The sequence below is a fragment of the Desulfocicer niacini genome, from assembly GCF_054657595.1.
Genome location: NZ_BAAHYK010000038.1, coordinates 33,927 through 49,287, shown reverse-complemented (window position 1 = coordinate 49,287; position 15,361 = coordinate 33,927). Strand labels below are relative to the sequence as shown.

At 47.6% G+C, this 15,361-nt stretch carries 10 protein-coding genes and 1 pseudogene; 2 read left to right on the top strand and 9 right to left on the bottom strand.

Annotated features, from left to right (window positions below; translation table 11 throughout):
* Positions 1 to 7: 7 nt before the first annotated feature.
* The 8 genes from ACYQ2M_RS18460 to ACYQ2M_RS18425 all read right to left on the bottom strand — a co-directional run bounded on the left by ACYQ2M_RS18460 (position 8) and on the right by ACYQ2M_RS18425 (position 10,357).
* On the bottom strand, positions 8 to 769 hold the full coding sequence (locus ACYQ2M_RS18460) for an ABC transporter ATP-binding protein (protein WP_459917852.1): 762 nt from the start codon (positions 767 to 769) through the stop codon (positions 8 to 10).
* A 533-nt stretch (positions 770 to 1,302) separates the two neighbouring features.
* Positions 1,303 to 2,361, bottom strand: coding sequence for an ABC transporter permease subunit (locus tag ACYQ2M_RS18455; protein WP_459917851.1), 1,059 nt, complete (start codon positions 2,359 to 2,361; stop codon positions 1,303 to 1,305).
* Positions 2,358 to 3,392, bottom strand: coding sequence for an ABC transporter permease subunit (locus ACYQ2M_RS18450; protein WP_459917850.1), 1,035 nt, complete (start codon positions 3,390 to 3,392; stop codon positions 2,358 to 2,360). The genes ACYQ2M_RS18455 and ACYQ2M_RS18450 overlap by 4 nt, the downstream gene beginning before the upstream one ends.
* 24 nt (positions 3,393 to 3,416) lie before the next feature.
* Positions 3,417 to 6,038, bottom strand: coding sequence for an alanine--tRNA ligase (alaS, locus tag ACYQ2M_RS18445; RefSeq protein WP_459917849.1), 2,622 nt, complete (start codon positions 6,036 to 6,038; stop codon positions 3,417 to 3,419).
* A gap of 68 nt (positions 6,039 to 6,106) precedes the next feature.
* Entirely contained in the window at positions 6,107 to 7,150 is a 1,044-nt protein-coding gene (gene recA, locus ACYQ2M_RS18440) for a recombinase RecA (protein ID WP_459917848.1), read from the bottom strand.
* A 265-nt stretch (positions 7,151 to 7,415) separates the two neighbouring features.
* Complete coding sequence (locus tag ACYQ2M_RS18435) at positions 7,416 to 7,865, bottom strand: phosphatidylglycerophosphatase A family protein (protein ID WP_459917847.1); 450 nt, start codon at positions 7,863 to 7,865, stop codon at positions 7,416 to 7,418.
* Positions 7,862 to 9,217 carry a nickel pincer cofactor biosynthesis protein LarC gene (gene larC, locus ACYQ2M_RS18430; RefSeq protein ID WP_459917846.1) on the bottom strand — a complete coding sequence of 452 codons (1,356 nt, stop codon included), beginning with the start codon at positions 9,215 to 9,217 and terminating at the stop codon, positions 7,862 to 7,864. Before larC ends, ACYQ2M_RS18435 begins: the two co-directional genes overlap by 4 nt.
* The gene (locus ACYQ2M_RS18425; protein ID WP_459917845.1) at positions 9,218 to 10,357 is read right to left on the bottom strand and encodes a M20/M25/M40 family metallo-hydrolase; all 1,140 of its coding nucleotides are present in this window, start codon (positions 10,355 to 10,357) and stop codon (positions 9,218 to 9,220) included. It abuts the gene before it with no gap.
* 411 nt (positions 10,358 to 10,768) lie between these two features.
* Here ACYQ2M_RS18425 and ACYQ2M_RS18420 point away from each other — a divergent pair, with 411 nt between their 5' ends.
* Positions 10,769 to 11,989: an isocitrate/isopropylmalate family dehydrogenase gene (locus ACYQ2M_RS18420; RefSeq protein ID WP_459917844.1), complete on the top strand. Its 1,221-nt coding sequence runs from the start codon at positions 10,769 to 10,771 to the stop codon at positions 11,987 to 11,989.
* A 230-nt stretch (positions 11,990 to 12,219) separates the two neighbouring features.
* Here the strand turns inward: ACYQ2M_RS18420 and ACYQ2M_RS18415 are convergent.
* Positions 12,220 to 12,651: pseudogene (locus tag ACYQ2M_RS18415) on the bottom strand (transposase); the annotation flags it as partial.
* 716 nt (positions 12,652 to 13,367) lie between these two features.
* Between ACYQ2M_RS18415 and ACYQ2M_RS18410 the strand changes: the two are divergent.
* Positions 13,368 to 15,353 carry a TonB-dependent receptor family protein gene (locus tag ACYQ2M_RS18410; RefSeq protein WP_459917843.1) on the top strand — a complete coding sequence of 662 codons (1,986 nt, stop codon included), beginning with the start codon at positions 13,368 to 13,370 and terminating at the stop codon, positions 15,351 to 15,353.
* The last annotated feature ends 8 nt before the right edge of the window (positions 15,354 to 15,361 follow it).

Here is a 15,361-nt window from a genome sequence, read left to right as displayed (position 1 = left end):
ATGCAATTTACGCTTCTCCGATATAGGCTTCAATTACGGTGGGGTTGGCCGCCACCTCTTCAGGGGTGCCGGACCCGATGACCTGGCCGAAATCCAGCACATAAATCTGATCTGAAATATCCATCACCACCCCGAGATCATGCTCCACCAGCACCACGGTGGTGTTTCTTTCCTGCTGAATATCAATGATGAACCGGACAATATCTTCTTTTTCTTCAAGGTTCATCCCGGCCATGGGTTCATCCAGCAGCAAAAGTTCCGGCGCCAGGGTAAGCGCCCTTGCCACTTCCACTTTTTTTTGCACCCCGTAACTTAAATTGCCCACCATGCTTTTGCGGTAAGGTTCAAGCTCCATGAAATCAATGATTTTTTCCACAAAGGCCCTGTTTTCCGCCTCCATGCGAGAAGCTTTCCCATAAAATATCAGGGCCTGGAAAAAACTGTATTTCAGATTCTGATGCCGGGCCAGAAGAAGGTTATCCAGGACGGACAAACCGCTGAAAAGTTCCAGATTCTGAAAGGCCCTTGCTATCCCCATGTTGGAAACTTCATGGGGGGAGCAGTGGGTCAATGGGGTATCTCCATAGTGGATCTCCCCCCGGGTGGGATGATAAAACCCTGAAATGCAATTGAGAATACTGGTTTTACCGGCACCATTGGGCCCGATGATGGAGGTGATCAACCCGGGTTCTATTTTCATGTTCACCCTGGAAAGCGCGTTGAGACCGCCAAAGGAAAGGGTCACGTTGGAAACTGTCAAATGGGACATGGGCAATTCCAATCCTGATTTTAAATTTTATTTTTTCGGGATTCGTTGTATTTGATGATCCAGGCATTTTTTGAGACACATCTCAAAAAAACGGCAACTTGTTATTGAGGAGACATTATCAGTTGATGGTGAGCGTTGCGGCATAATGCCATTTGGCTCCGCGTCTACGACCCTATCTTCGTTGTGTCCGACAGGACATGTGGGTTATAAAAACTTGCCACCAACCATACATACAGACCAACTCATAAAATATATTCTATTAACTTTTTTTGATAATATCAAAAAATGAACAAAATTCATTTCATCGATATTGACAGTTGAGAAAAGACAAGTCAAGTAAAAATACAGTTTTACGGGGAAAATGTGCGCAGAAGCCCGTGATCCGTTCATTCAGAGGATTATCGCGGATAATGGCAGATGGTAAAAGTGGGAATGAAATACGGGAGTGTCGATTCAGAAAAAAAGGCGGGGTTCATGAATGGCAACATCTGCCGCGTTTAACAAAAAAGGAGCTGCAAAACAGTACAACGACATCAGGTGTAGATGGTATACATCCTGGGATCAAAGGCTTCTCTGATGGCCTCTCCGGTGAAAGTCACCACCATTAGAGTCAAAACCAGGGCACCCACCACGGAAGAAGAAATCCACCAAGCCTCCATGTTGGTCCAGCCCTGCTCAAGCAGTTCCCCCCAGCTGGGGGTGGGGGCCGGAAGCCCGAACCCAAGATAATCCAGGGAGGTCAAGGCCACAATGCCGCCGGAGATGGCAAAGGGCGCATAGGTGACGATGACGGAAAGGGTATTGGGAATAATATGTTTAAAAATGATCCGTGCATGGGAGGCACCAAGGGAGCGGGCCGCCAGAACATATTCACGCTCCTTTTCCCGGTAGGTCATGGTGCGCATGACCCAGGTCATGTTGATCCAGCCGAAAAAGGCCATGATGAAAAGCAAAATCATAAAATCAGGTACAATGATGGATGAAACGATGATCACCACATACAAAAAAGGAATATTGCTCCACACTTCCAGAATCCGCTGGAAAATAAGATCAAATTTCCCGCCGAAATAGCCCATGCAGCAGCCGAGACTGATGCCGATGGAATAATTGAGCAGCAATAAAATCAGGGAAAAGGCCATGGCGGTGCGAAATCCGTACAAAAGCCTTGCCAGCACATCCCTTCCTACATTGTCCGTACCGAAATAATGCTGATCGGCAAGGGAGGGTGCAAAGGGGGGATAGCTTCCCTCTTTGAGATCATTTTCGTAGGCGTTGTACGGAACCGGGGGCATGAGAACAAAATCGCCCGAATTTCCCCCCGACAACTGATTTTCTGCGATTTTTTGTTTCAGTTCCCGGTAATTGGTCTCATAATCATAATCCAGACCAAAGGTGGTGCCGGGGATCATCTGGCCATAGGTGGGAAAATAAAAGGTTCCCTGGTATCGCACCACCAGGGCACGGCTGTTGACGAACACCTCGGCAAAAAGAGAAAGAAAAATCAAGCTCAGCAAAATCAGGAACGAAAAGAATCCCCTTTTGATGGAGACAAAACGTTTCCATTTTTTCCGGGTCAAGGGGTTGATTTTCATTTAAACCTCACCCGGGGGTCCACCAGGGCCACACACACATCAGACAAAATGTTGCCCAGCATGAACAATAAAGACGAAATCACCAGAATCCCCATAACCACGGGATAATCCCGGTCCACCACGGATTCATACCCCAGAAGCCCCATACCGTTGATGTTAAAGACCTTTTCAATGAGAAAAGAGCCCATGAGAATAATGGATACGTTGTTGCCAAAATGCGTGGCAATGGGAATCAGACTGTTTCTTAAGGCATGGCGAAACACCGCCTGCCGGAAGGACAAGCCCTTGGCCACGGCGGTTCTGACATAATCGGCTCCCAGATTATCCATGAGGGTGTTTTTCATTAACAGGGTCATGACGGTGAAGGAACCCAGCACATAGGACAGAAGGGGCAAAAGGGTATGCCAGGCAATGTCTCGTATTTTTTCAAACAGGGTCAGATCAAAAAACAGGTCCGACACCAGTCCCCCCAGGGGAAAAAGATCCATGCGGGAGGAAAACAGCACCAGGAGCATCACCCCTGCCACCCAGCCAGGTATGGCGTACCCCGTGAAAATAATCACCGAAGAGATATTATCAAACCCGCTTCGATGCCCAATGGCCTTGGCAATACCAAGGGGTATGCACACCCCATAGACAATCAGGGTGGTGAGCACACCAAAGTAAAGAGAGATGGGAATCCGCTCTTTTATCATATCCCATACCGGATCATAATACCGGGTGGAACGCCCCAAATCCCCTTTAAGCACCTTTCCAAGCCACAGCACATAGCTTGTCATAAGAGGCTTGTCAAACCCATAGTAAACCTTGAGTTTTTCAATTTGTTCCGGAGAAAGGGGCTGCCCTGATCCGCCCCCCCCAGGCCCGGACATGGCACTGCCTCCGCCCGTGGCCTGCATCTGCCTTGCATCGGCAATGATACGCTCCATGGGGCCTCCGGGCACAAACCGGGCGATGGCAAACACCATGATGGTGATCCCCAGAAAAGTGGGAATCACCAGCAGAAGCCGTCTGATAAAATAGGCAGTCATTAATTAAATAACACTATCATGGGATTATTGAGCCACGGCGTAGACCGATTCCAGGGCCTTTTCCAGATGTTCGGGTGCGGACCCGCCGGCCTGGGCCATGTCCGGTCGACCGCCACCGCCACCGCCCACAATGGCGGCTGCTTTTTTAACGATGTTCCCGGCATGGAATTGCTTTGTCATATCCTTGGTCACCACGCAGATCAAAAGAGCCTTTCCATTGGATTCTGCACCCAGAAGCACCACGCCGGAACCAATTTTAAGCTTGAACTTGTCGGCCAGATCTCGCATCTGGGAGGGATTTTCCACCTCCACTTTTTTAGCCAGCACCTTGACTCCGTTGATCAGACGAATGTTGTCATCCATATCATCAACGGATTTGGATGCAATTTTGGCCTTAAGGGAAACAACTTCTTTATCTGCGGCTTTCTTGTCCGCCACCAGGTTTTCCACCCTGGACAACAGATCTTCCCGGGAAGATTTCACGGCGGCAGCCACATTGCGGATCAGAGCCATGCTCTGGTGCACATACTCCAGGGCTTTGGGACCGGTCAGGGCTTCTATGCGCCGGATACCAGAGGCGATCCCGCCCTCGGACACAATGGTAAAAAAACCGATACTCCCGGTTCTGTCGGTGTGGGTTCCTCCGCACAATTCCCGGGAAAAATCCCCCATGGAGACCACCCGGACCCGATCACCGTATTTTTCTTCAAAAAGCGCGGTGGCACCGGATTTTACGGCCTCATCCATGCTCATTTCCGTGGTGGACAGGGCCGCATTTTCACGGATGAATCCGTTGACCTTTTCCTCAATGGCCTGGAGTTCTTCGTGGGATATGGCTGAAAAATGTGTAAAATCAAAGCGAAGGCGATCACTTGTCACAAGGGAACCGGACTGTTTGACATGATCTCCCAGCACAGATCTTAACGCCGCATGTAACAGATGGGTGGCGGAATGATTCTGGGCCGTCAGATCCCGTTGTTCTTTATCCACGGTGAGCAGAACCTCTTTTCCGGCATCCAGGGATCCCTCTTCCACAACGCCCTGGTGAATGCGCAGGCCCGATGGATCGGCAATGGTATTGTGAATCTTCACCCGGCCGTTTTCGCCTTGAATCCAGCCGGCATCACCTGCCTGGCCACCGGCCTCGGCATAAAAGGGAGTTGCTTCGGTGACGATCTCCACCGCATCTCCCACTGCCACCGTCCCTGCTTTTTCTTTGTCTTTCACCAGAAGCAGCAACCGGGAACGTAACTCAAGCCCATCATAGCCGGTGAATCTGGTTTTGACACCGGTGGACGTCAGTTCTTTATAAGCCTCCCCCACACCGGCAAAGGTTTTTGAACTCTTGGACCGGGCACGCTGATCGGCCATGGCGGCTTCATACCCGTCCATATCCAGGGTAATGTCTGTCTCTTTTATCACGTCGGTGATAATGTCCACGGGAAAGCCATAGGTATCGTAAAGCATGAAAATAAGGTTACCGGGAATCTCTTTTTTATTCTCAGCTTCCAGTTCTTCAATGGTGGACCGAAGCAGTTTCAACCCCATGTCCAGGGTTTCAGAAAACTTTATCTCTTCGTTTTTCACCACATTCAAAATAAAGGCCGAGGATTCCTTAAGCTCAGGATAGGCTTCATCCATGATGTCAAAAACCGTGGTGACCGTTTCATGAAGAAAGGGTTTTGTCAGGCCGATGTGACGTCCATAGCGGATGGCCCGGCGCATGATGCGTCGCAGCACATATCCCCTGCCCTCGTTGGAGGGAAGGATGCCATCACTGATAAGAAAGGCCGAGGCCCGGCTGTGATCGGCAATAACCTTCATGGCCACTTCAATTTCCCGGGAATCGGTTTTCTTCTTCCCCGTGAGTTTCTCCACCGTCTCCATGATGGGAACAAATAAATCCGTGTCATAATTGGTGGGAACATCCTGGAGCACGGATACAATGCGTTCAAGGCCAAGGCCAGTATCAATGCTGGGTTTTGGCAGAGGCGTCATGGTACCGGTTTCATCCCTTTCAAACTGCATGAACACCAGATTCCAAAGCTCCAGGTAACGATCGCACTCACAGCCCACAGCACAATCGGGGCTGCCGCACCCAAAGGCTTCCCCCCGGTCAATGTGAATTTCGCTGCAAGGACCGCAGGGACCGGTGTCCCCCATGGACCAGAAGTTATCTTCTTCACCCAGGCGTACAATGCGATCTTCGGGCACCCCGATGTGATCCCGCCACAGTTTGTAGGCATCATCATCATCAAGGTAAACGGAAACCCAGAGTTTCGAAGGATCAAGCCCATACCCGTTGGTCAACAGATCCCAGCCGAATTCCAGAGCATTTTCCTTGAAATAATCGCCAAAGGAGAAATTACCCAGCATTTCAAAAAAGGTGTGATGCCGGGCCGTGTACCCCACATTTTCCAGGTCGTTGTGCTTTCCACCGGCCCTTACGCATTTCTGGGAGGTCACCGCCCGGTTGTAATCTCTTTTTTCATCACCGGTAAATACACGCTTGAACTGCACCATACCGGCGTTGGTGAACAAAAGCGTCGGATCATCCTGGGGAACAAGAGAAGAACTCCTCACGACCTGGTGATGATGTTTTTTAAAATATTCAATAAATATTCTGCGTGCTTCTTTACCTGTCATTAGCGTACTCCTGAGCCTTTTCCTTGAAAAGCCATTCACGGCATTGGTGTTATTATCCAAATATTATATTATTTTTGGGGCTGCCCGGCAGGGACCTCACCAGGCTTGGGGGCATTAACAGATATGCCAAGTTTTTCCCGCACCAGGCGCTGGATTTTTTCAAACAGGTCCGGATTATCCAGGAAAAAAGCTTTAACATTCTGACGTCCCTGGCCGATGCGCTCCCCGTCAAAGGAATACCAGGCCCCACTTTTTTCTATGATTTCCAGATCCACCCCCATGTCCAGCAGATCACCTGTCCTGGAAATGCCTTCCCCGTACATGAGATCAAATTCCACACTTTTAAACGGGGGTGCCAGTTTATTTTTTACCACCTTTACCTTGGTGCGGTTACCTGTGACATCCTGGCCATCCTTTATGGCTGCGGCTTTTCTGATTTCCATACGAACAGAGGCATAAAACTTCAGGGCATTACCGCCGGTGGTGGTTTCCGGATTGCCATACACCACACCGATCTTCATGCGAATCTGGTTGATGAAAATCACCGTGGTATTGGTTTTGGACATGGTGGCCGTTAATTTACGCAATGCCTGGGACATGAGTCGTGCCTGGAGTCCCATGTGGGAATCCCCCATCTCTCCTTCAATCTCTGCCCGGGGAACCAGCGCTGCCACGGAATCAACCACAATGATGTCAATGGCGCCACTTCGCACCAGCATATCGGCTATTTCCAGGGCCTGCTCTCCGGTGTCGGGCTGGGACACAAGCAGTTCATCACAATCCACCCCAAGCTTTCTGGCATAGGTGACATCCAGGGCATGCTCGGCATCAATAAAGGCCACAATGCCCCCCTGTCTCTGGGATTCGGCCACGGCATGGAGGGCCAAGGTGGTTTTACCAGAGGATTCCGGTCCATAAATTTCAATCACCCTGCCCCGGGGATATCCCCCCACACCAAGGGCTTTATCAAGGGCAAGTGAACCCGTTGGAATCACCGGGACTGCCTGCACTTCCCTTGCACCGAGTTTCATGATGGAGCCTTTCCCAAACTGCCGCTCTATCTGACTCATTGCCGACTTTACGGCTTTTTCTTTTTCCGTTGATTCCGCCATCTGCTTTATCTCCCACCCTGTTATTAAGGGTAATTTTGGACGTGGTTATACATCAATCGCTATTCACAATTATGGGGTCAACGGGGTCAGACTTGTGTTATTGGCGTTATCGAGCACCGTCTGTGCAAACGCCAAAACCAACAATAATGCCAATAACGCAAGCCTGACCTTTCCCCCAAATGGCCCATGTTATGACCAGGCCCGTAATTTTTTATTGTCAGGCCTGATCATCATTCCGGCCTTATGATCAAACCATCATTTTTTATCAAAAAAAGAACCTCAAAACAAGCCCGGTATAGAGACCTGCAAAAATATCATCCAGTACAATCCCTGCTCCTCCTGAGAATTGTCGTTCAAAATATCTTATCGGGAAGGGTTTTACAATATCAAAAAATCGAAACACCAGAAAGCCTGCAGACAAAGAAGAAAAGCCCACCGGTACACCGCACAGGGCCACCAGATATCCAGCCATCTCATCAATGACAATGGCACCGGGATCTTTTCTGTCAAATATCTTCTCCGCCTCCTGGGCCACCCAGATGGCCCCCATGATGAACAGCACCACGGCAAAGGTCTGCCATGATGGGGGTACAAGATTACAAAGCAAAACCAGGGGAATTCCCACCAGGGTGCCCCAGGTTCCCGGGGCCACCGGGGCATATCCCACCATGGCGCCGGTGGCCGCAAACATAAAAATCCGTTGTCCCAGGGTCATTTTTCACGCTCCTTTACCGTATTGTGGCCATGGCCTTTTTCATGAGCAATATCGAAATCATGATGGTGGTCATGGTCTTGTGAATGGGGATGGTCATGGGCCTGGTAATAATCATGCCCATGCATGCGCCCGCCGGAAAAATCATTACCCCCATCACAGTGAGAATCCATATTCTGAACATCGGATAAAATTCTAGCATACACATCCTTCAGGGGTATATTTTTTTCTTCAGCCAGACTGCGACACACCTCATACTCGGGAACAATACGCGGCTTCCCTGTGGGATCAATAATTTTTTTGGCTTTTATCCGCCCAAAGCAGGTGGGTACGGTAACAATTTCACGCTTAAGCACTCCCCGTCGAACCTTATTAAAACGCACACCGGTGGAAGAGCTCTGGGTTAAAATCAAATTCATTAATTCTTCAAGTGTCTCTTCATGACAGAGTACTTCCAGCCGGGTTCCAGGACGGTTTTTCTTCATATGCAAAGGCATGAAGCACACATCCAGCGCCCCTTGCTCAAAGAGCTTGTCCATCATATATCCCGACACCTCGGGATTCATGTCATCAATGGTGGTTTCCATCACCCACACCGTTTCCTGTTTAACAAAGGGCGTATCAGAACAGGACTCTGAGGTTCCGGTGATGACACGAAGCAGATTGGGTACACCGGTGTCTGATTTTCGCTTACCCGCCCCATATCCCACCTGGCCCATCAGCATGTCCGGCATGGACCCAAAGGACTGGGCCAGGGTGGTGATAATGGCGGCACCGGTGGGGGTGACATTTTCCATGCCTATGCACGAGGCCGTCACGGGAACCCCTTTTAAAATGCCCAGGGTGGCAGGAGCCGGTACCGGGATAATTCCATGGCTGCAGGTGACAAATCCCCTGCCAAGGGGCACAGGGGATGCATGAACCCTTTCAATGCCAAGGTATTCGGCACAGAGAAAAGACCCCACAATGTCCACAAGGGCATCAATGCCGCCCACCTCATGGAAGTGAACGGACTCCAGATCTGAACCATGGATGGCGGATTCGGCCAGGGCAATCTTTTGAAAAGCCCCAAGGCTTTGCTCAATCACCCGGGAAGAAAACGGTGCACTGGATATCAACGTTTTTATATCCCTGTAATTTTTTGGGGACACATTTTCCTGTTCGGTCACACAGATATCCATGGCTTTAATACCATTGCACCACACAGCTGTGGCTTTAATATCAAAACCCGTCAGGGGCATGGCGATAAGTTGTTCTTTAAGCCATGCCAAGGGCACCCCCAGATCAATGAGAGCCCCCAGAGTCATGTCTCCACTTGTACCGGAAAAAATATCAAAATAGGCAATCACGGCCACTTACAGATCTCCTTCAACATGAATGCGGATAATCTCCAGAAGCAGATGGGCAGTTCCCACCATGTCTTCAAGCTGTATGGACTCCCGCACAGTGTGTACATCGGTCATGCCGGTGCACAAAACGCCGGTAACAACGCCTTTACCAAAGAAAATATTGGCATCCGCCCCCCCGCCAATGGTTTTTATGGCCATGCCTTTCCCCAGATTTTCAGCGGCTCGGCAGGCCAGCTGAACCACCCGGTGATCTTCGGGAACATGTGTGGCGGGGAAATCCTGTTCCAGATCCACCTCCACGCGGGGAAGAGCGCCATTTTCTACTTTGAAAGAATCAGCGGCCGTGTAGAAACTGTTGATAATGGTTTCTGTTACTGTTTTTAATTTTGCCGTATCATGGCTTCTGGCCTCCCCATGGACAGTCACCAGGTCCGGAACGATATTGGTGGCCTTTCCACCATGAATCAACCCGATGTTGCAGGTGGTTTCTCCGTCAATCCTGCCAAGCTGAAGTCCGGAAATGGCCCGGGAAGCAACGGAAATTGCATTTATACCATTTTCAGGAAAGGCACCGGCATGGGCATCCTTGCCATGAATTTTAATGGTAAAGCGGTTGGCCGCCGGAGCCCGGGTGACAATGCCGTCCCGATCGGTGGAATCAAGAATGTATCCGATCTTTGCATCAATCATGGACAGGTCAAAGGCCTTTGCCCCTAAAAGCCCCACTTCTTCGGCCACGGTGAACACAACATCAATGGGGGGATGGGGCAGATTATTTTCCTTTATGACATCCAGCACCTCAAAAATAATGGCCAGTGCAGACTTGTCATCTGAACCCAGAATGGTGGTGCCGTCACTTGTAAAAACCCCATCTTCAAACACCACCTTTACCCCCCTGCCCGGCTCCACGGTATCCATGTGCCCTGAAAGGAGAAGGGGTTCAACATCCACGGTGCCTTTGAACTTTGCCACCAGGTTTCCACAGTTACCCCCGATGATTTTTCCTGCGCCATCCATGGTCACCGTGGCACCGCGTTGTTCCAGCATGGTTTTTAAAACTTCAGCAATCTGTGCCTCTTCCCTGGAAATGGAATCAATCTGGACAAATTGGGTAAAATTATGTGACAATCTCTGGCTGTTTATCATATACGCTCCTTATTTTTTTTAAGGCTTTATTACACCCCCAGCCCCTCTTATGCAATGGAGAAGCACATTCAATTTTACACAGGTAAAATTATTTCTCAAGCAAAGCCTTCAATTCCATGCATCGGTCTTTTCCCATCAGTATATTTCAGACTTGCTCACAATAGGAGCCATCTGTCACATTTAATAAGTCAGACGCATCCCCAAAGCGACCCATATTGCGACCAAGCCCCACATTTGTTCTTGCAGTATGCATGGATTCTTCGTATAAATTACATGGCAGAAGTCATCTGCCCCAACAAAAATTGAAACTCTCATCATTTCAGGGTCTTGGACTGAGTTTCTTATAAAAACAAAGCATTACACCCCGCTTTGTTCAAATTCCGGAAAATAATATTCCCCAAAGGAGACACAATGAGTGAATATGTAAATATGTTTGAAGGTAGTTATAACCCCTTTGATGCACTCTTCACCCTGCTGACCCAGGAAAAGGCACGGGTTGAAAAAGCCATCCAAACCAGAGGACAGTTTAATCCCGTGGCTTTGAGCACCAAACGACCGCTTAAAATTGGATTTGCCCCTGGAGACGGCATTGGCCCCATTGTGGCCGAGGCCGCCCGCACCATCCTTGAATCCCTTCTTGCCAAAGAGATTGAAGCCGGAGACATCTCCGTGGTGGAAATCCCGGACCTCACCATTGAAAAACGCCTGGAACTGGATGTGGTGGCCCCCAAGACATCCATTGATGTCATTGACCAGTGTGATGTGATCTTGAAAATGCCCCTGGAAACCCCGGACAGCTCCAAATATCCCAATGTACCCAGTGCCAATGTGTGGATGCGCCAGTACATGGACCTGTTTGCCTGCCAGCGCAATATTAAAAACGATGACATGGGCATTAATTTTACCGTGTTCCGGTGCAATCTGGGTACCCCCTACCAGGATGCAAAATCCGCAGGGGTTTCAAGCCTCAATGGACAGGAAGAATACGCCCTGTGCTTCTGGCCCCAGGCAAGAATAGACATTGAGCGCCTCACCCACATGGCCTGTCTCCATGCCGTGGAAAGAAAGTCCGGTGGTGTGGTGCTGAACTTTAAAGACAATGTAATCAAACCCGATGCAGCGTCTCTGAACTGGGCCAAGGCCTACATTGATGCCAATTTTCCTGATCTCGATTATTTAAGTGTCAAACCCGATGATTTTTCCTACACTGTGACCCAGCCGGAAAAACTCAAAGCCATGAAGGGCGAAAAAACCGGCAAAGAATTTCCCTTAACAACCCTGGTGTGCAACAATATTGTGGGGGACATGGCAGGGGATGAGGCCGGCATGTATGTGGGCGGCATTGGCGGTGTGGGATCTGCCAATTTATCCTTTACCCAGGGCATGTTTGAAGCAGGCGGCGGCACCGGTACCCGCATGATGCAGGAAAACCGGGGCCATTTTTCTTCCCCTGTGGCCGTGGTCAAGGCAACGGGTGAATTGCTTGACTTCATTGGATATCCTGATCTTATGACCGCTGTATTTAAGGCGGTGGATGCCCTGACAACGGCAAACCTGGTACCCAATGGCGGTAAAAACAGGGTTACCTGCCAGGAGGCCACCGAGTTTCTGCTAAAGCAGCTGGCGGGTTAAGGTTTGATAACAGGATCTGTCACCGTCACAATTGGTGGATCAACGGACTCTGGCTTGTGATCAAGCCCGTGAATTAACATATTCCCCGGACAGAACCCTATCCGGGGAATTAATGAATTACGACCGGAAAACTCATTTTTACTTCCAGGTTCGGAAAATCCAGGCAGTATGCCGTCATGCTCCCGAACTGCAGCCGGCCCTGAATGGTCAGATACCCGGCTTGAAACATGATAGACTTTCAGCGGAATTTGGCGGTTAACATCAAAACAAAAATGACCCTTGGCTTTTTTGGAACCTTTCCTGTAATCTGCCCAATACATTGTAAGGACAGCATTTATCAATGATCCGTCAATAGAAACAAGATCACCAAGATCTGAGTATTGGGCTGGCAAAACCTTGCGGGCTTTTTTACAAAGTTCCTCAAAGACATACTGAAGCTGTTCGAGCCCTCTATCATTAATGGCTTCACAAAAACTGCTGAGACTGATATCACCATCAGGCGCTATGTTGTTTTTGGCAAAATCATCTTCTTTCATGTACTGGACAAGATCCCTTGGGGACTCATGCTCTTGAAGGTGATAGAAGAATAAAGCATTGAGCTGGTCTTCAAAAGTCATTTTCAATGGCCGATACCCCCTTGAGTCAAACTTTTGTGGGGCCTCGGCAAAGCCGGGGGGTTTACTTTTGAAGTGTTTTATATTTTTTATCAACACGCTAGGACCTAACCGGACATCACTGATTTTTGGTCAACTTACTCTGAAAATCTTTGCCTTCATCTGGTTGTTTTATTGTGGCACTTAACACATACAAATTACAAAAAAATCAGTGGTACATTTTTGATATTCTATACCTGGATCGCAAAAATGTTCAATCTTTTGGTTGACAAGCCGTAGTGCCCTATTCTATATGAAAGGCCAAGATTGTTGAGGAACCTGTACCCTTTAAAAAAACAGATCTAATCAGCGGCAAGAAGTCGCTTCCTAACAATTCATAAAATTTATTGTTGAATCAAAAGCCATGAAGGCGACTCTCCGTGAACGGAGTACGTCCTTTTGTGGCTTTTTTTTTTGGGGGGAGCTTAAGACATGAGGAGAAAACAAAAACACATAAAAAAAGATAGAGTTAAAAACTCTTAAACAGTTCAGGTAAGGAAAGGCAGCTGCAACCGACAAAAGTAACCGCTGCCTTTCTCGGTAAGCCCCCTTGCCTTATCAGGAAGAATGCTTGGTGTTTTCATACCATCAAACCATCTTTCCTTCAAGTTTTTTCCAGTATCTAAATTTTATCAGAAATCAGGATCACTGTAGAATCAGACATAATGGCATTATTAAGGCTATTTTTTTTTGACCACACAATTAAAGAAAAGGTAAAGAAAAGGATGAAAAACAGATCTAACCGTATGATTATTTGGACCATTGTTATCCTATTTGTATATAGTTCTTCCAGCAGTGCAATGAGTAAAGAGGAAAATCCCTATAATTTAGGAGAAATCACTGTTACTGCTGCAAAGGTTGAAACGAGTATTGAAAAGACGCCGACTAACATTGATGTCATCACTCGCGAAGATATCGAAAGGATGCCTGAGGCAACCAATATCAATGAATTGCTGCGACAGGTACCAGGTTTATATGTTCCGCAATATCAATCCGGAGTGGCAAACGACGGAGTATATAGTTCAAGAGGTTCAGAGCCCACGACTTGGGGGCTTCGTTTCTTGGTCAATGGCATAGAATTCAATAAAGGGAACGGTTATACAGTGCCCACAAGAATCCCGATAAACGATATCGAACGGATTGAAATAATTAAAACCGCATCTGCTGAATATGGAGACCAGGCAGTAGGTGGGGTAATTAATGTTGTGACACGAGTTTCTCCCAAGCCATTGGAAGCAAAGGTAGGATTTTCATACGGTAGCTTTGATTATACAAATTTTTTTGGTGTGATCAACGGTAGCAATGACCGTTTGGAGTACTTTATGGATTTTTCTTTTTCACAGAGTGATGGTTATCAAGATAATGTTTTTTATGACCCGACAAGTTTTTATACACGGTTTGCATATGAATTTGATGATACCATGAAATTGGAATTCCACGGATCACATATGGACTCAAAAGGTGCTTGGCCCAAAACACTTACTCAAACCCAGTTCGATGCAGATCCAAGCCAGAATCCAGGCACATCAGACGCTTTTGAAAACGATTATAATTTAGCTGCTTTAGTATTAAAAAAGAAAATTGGAGAGAATGAGCTGCAAATCAAATTAACCGGAAAAGATGAATGGGTTACCATGAACTTTGGTTCTGACTTTGAATTTGACGAGTGGGAGATTTTCCCAGCCATCACATATGCGTTAAAGCATGAGATAGCCGGTATGGGTAATACAATTCTTTTCGGAGGAGAGTACCGTGAACATGAAATTATTAACCAAATGTTCACTGTTTTAAATGGTGTCCGCCAGACAAAGCTCAAAGACACTCTCCGAGAAGATATTTCATACGCAGCCTATATCATCGATGAATTGTCTGTTACAGATGCATTGACGGTATCCTTCGGTGCACGATTTGATTCTTACGAACAGAATCAAACGGGGAGAGTCAAAGTTTCCAATACAGTAGGGCAATCAGATGAGGCAATCAGCCCAAAACTGGGAGCAACGTATACGGTTAATAATGCATTAAATGTTTTTGCAGGCTTTAACAGCGGTTTTAAAAGTCCTGCTCGTGTTCCAGGAGCTGCATATTCATCAGGTTTAGATCCAGAGGAAGTCCGTTCTTATGAAGTTGGATTTAGAGGAAGTCCGCTCCCATGGTTGAATTATAATACCGCCCTGTTCCTGAACCAATATAAAAACAAATGGATCAAAACAGGACCAAACCCAACAGATCCTTACACAAACGCTGGGGAAACTGAGGCAAAAGGTATTGAGCTATCACTAAATCTTTCTTTTAATTCGGGGTTGTACTCCAGCATCAGCTATACATATCAAGAATCAAAATATGAGGATTTTATAGACTCTGGCGTTAATTACAACGGGAATTGGCTCGCAAACATTCCGGAACAACTTATTGGGTTGACTGTAGGCTATAACCATTCTGCATTTGGACAAATTTCTCTAACGGCAGATTACTTAGGAGATCGCTACTTTAATAAGGCAAACACATTAAAGGGAAATGATTACTGGGTTTTTGGCGCTAAATACAAAAAAGCATTTGACCAATGGAATCCGACGGTTTCTTTTTTTGTTAATGCAAAAAACCTTAGTGACGAAGAAGCTGTTGTATACGGATCAGGATCTCCTGGTTCCGAAAGCCTTGTACCAGTCTATGGCAGATCTATCACTACTGGAATTGAGTTTCTTTTTTAATCATTTTG

What these genes read in the sequence shown, in the direction of transcription:
- ACYQ2M_RS18460 (WP_459917852.1), bottom strand. Translation starts at nt 769, where the DNA reads ATGTCCCATTTGACAGTTTCCAACGTGACCCTTTCCTTTGGCGGTCTC.
- ACYQ2M_RS18455 (WP_459917851.1), bottom strand. Translation starts at nt 2,361, where the DNA reads ATGAAAATCAACCCCTTGACCCGGAAAAAATGGAAACGTTTTGTCTCC.
- ACYQ2M_RS18450 (WP_459917850.1), bottom strand. Translation starts at nt 3,392, where the DNA reads ATGACTGCCTATTTTATCAGACGGCTTCTGCTGGTGATTCCCACTTTT.
- alaS (WP_459917849.1), bottom strand. Translation starts at nt 6,038, where the DNA reads ATGACAGGTAAAGAAGCACGCAGAATATTTATTGAATATTTTAAAAAA.
- recA (WP_459917848.1), bottom strand. Translation starts at nt 7,150, where the DNA reads ATGGCGGAATCAACGGAAAAAGAAAAAGCCGTAAAGTCGGCAATGAGT.
- ACYQ2M_RS18435 (WP_459917847.1), bottom strand. Translation starts at nt 7,865, where the DNA reads ATGACCCTGGGACAACGGATTTTTATGTTTGCGGCCACCGGCGCCATG.
- ACYQ2M_RS18425 (WP_459917845.1), bottom strand. Translation starts at nt 10,357, where the DNA reads ATGATAAACAGCCAGAGATTGTCACATAATTTTACCCAATTTGTCCAG.
- ACYQ2M_RS18420 (WP_459917844.1), top strand. Translation starts at nt 10,769, where the DNA reads ATGAGTGAATATGTAAATATGTTTGAAGGTAGTTATAACCCCTTTGAT.
- ACYQ2M_RS18410 (WP_459917843.1), top strand. Translation starts at nt 13,368, where the DNA reads ATGAAAAACAGATCTAACCGTATGATTATTTGGACCATTGTTATCCTA.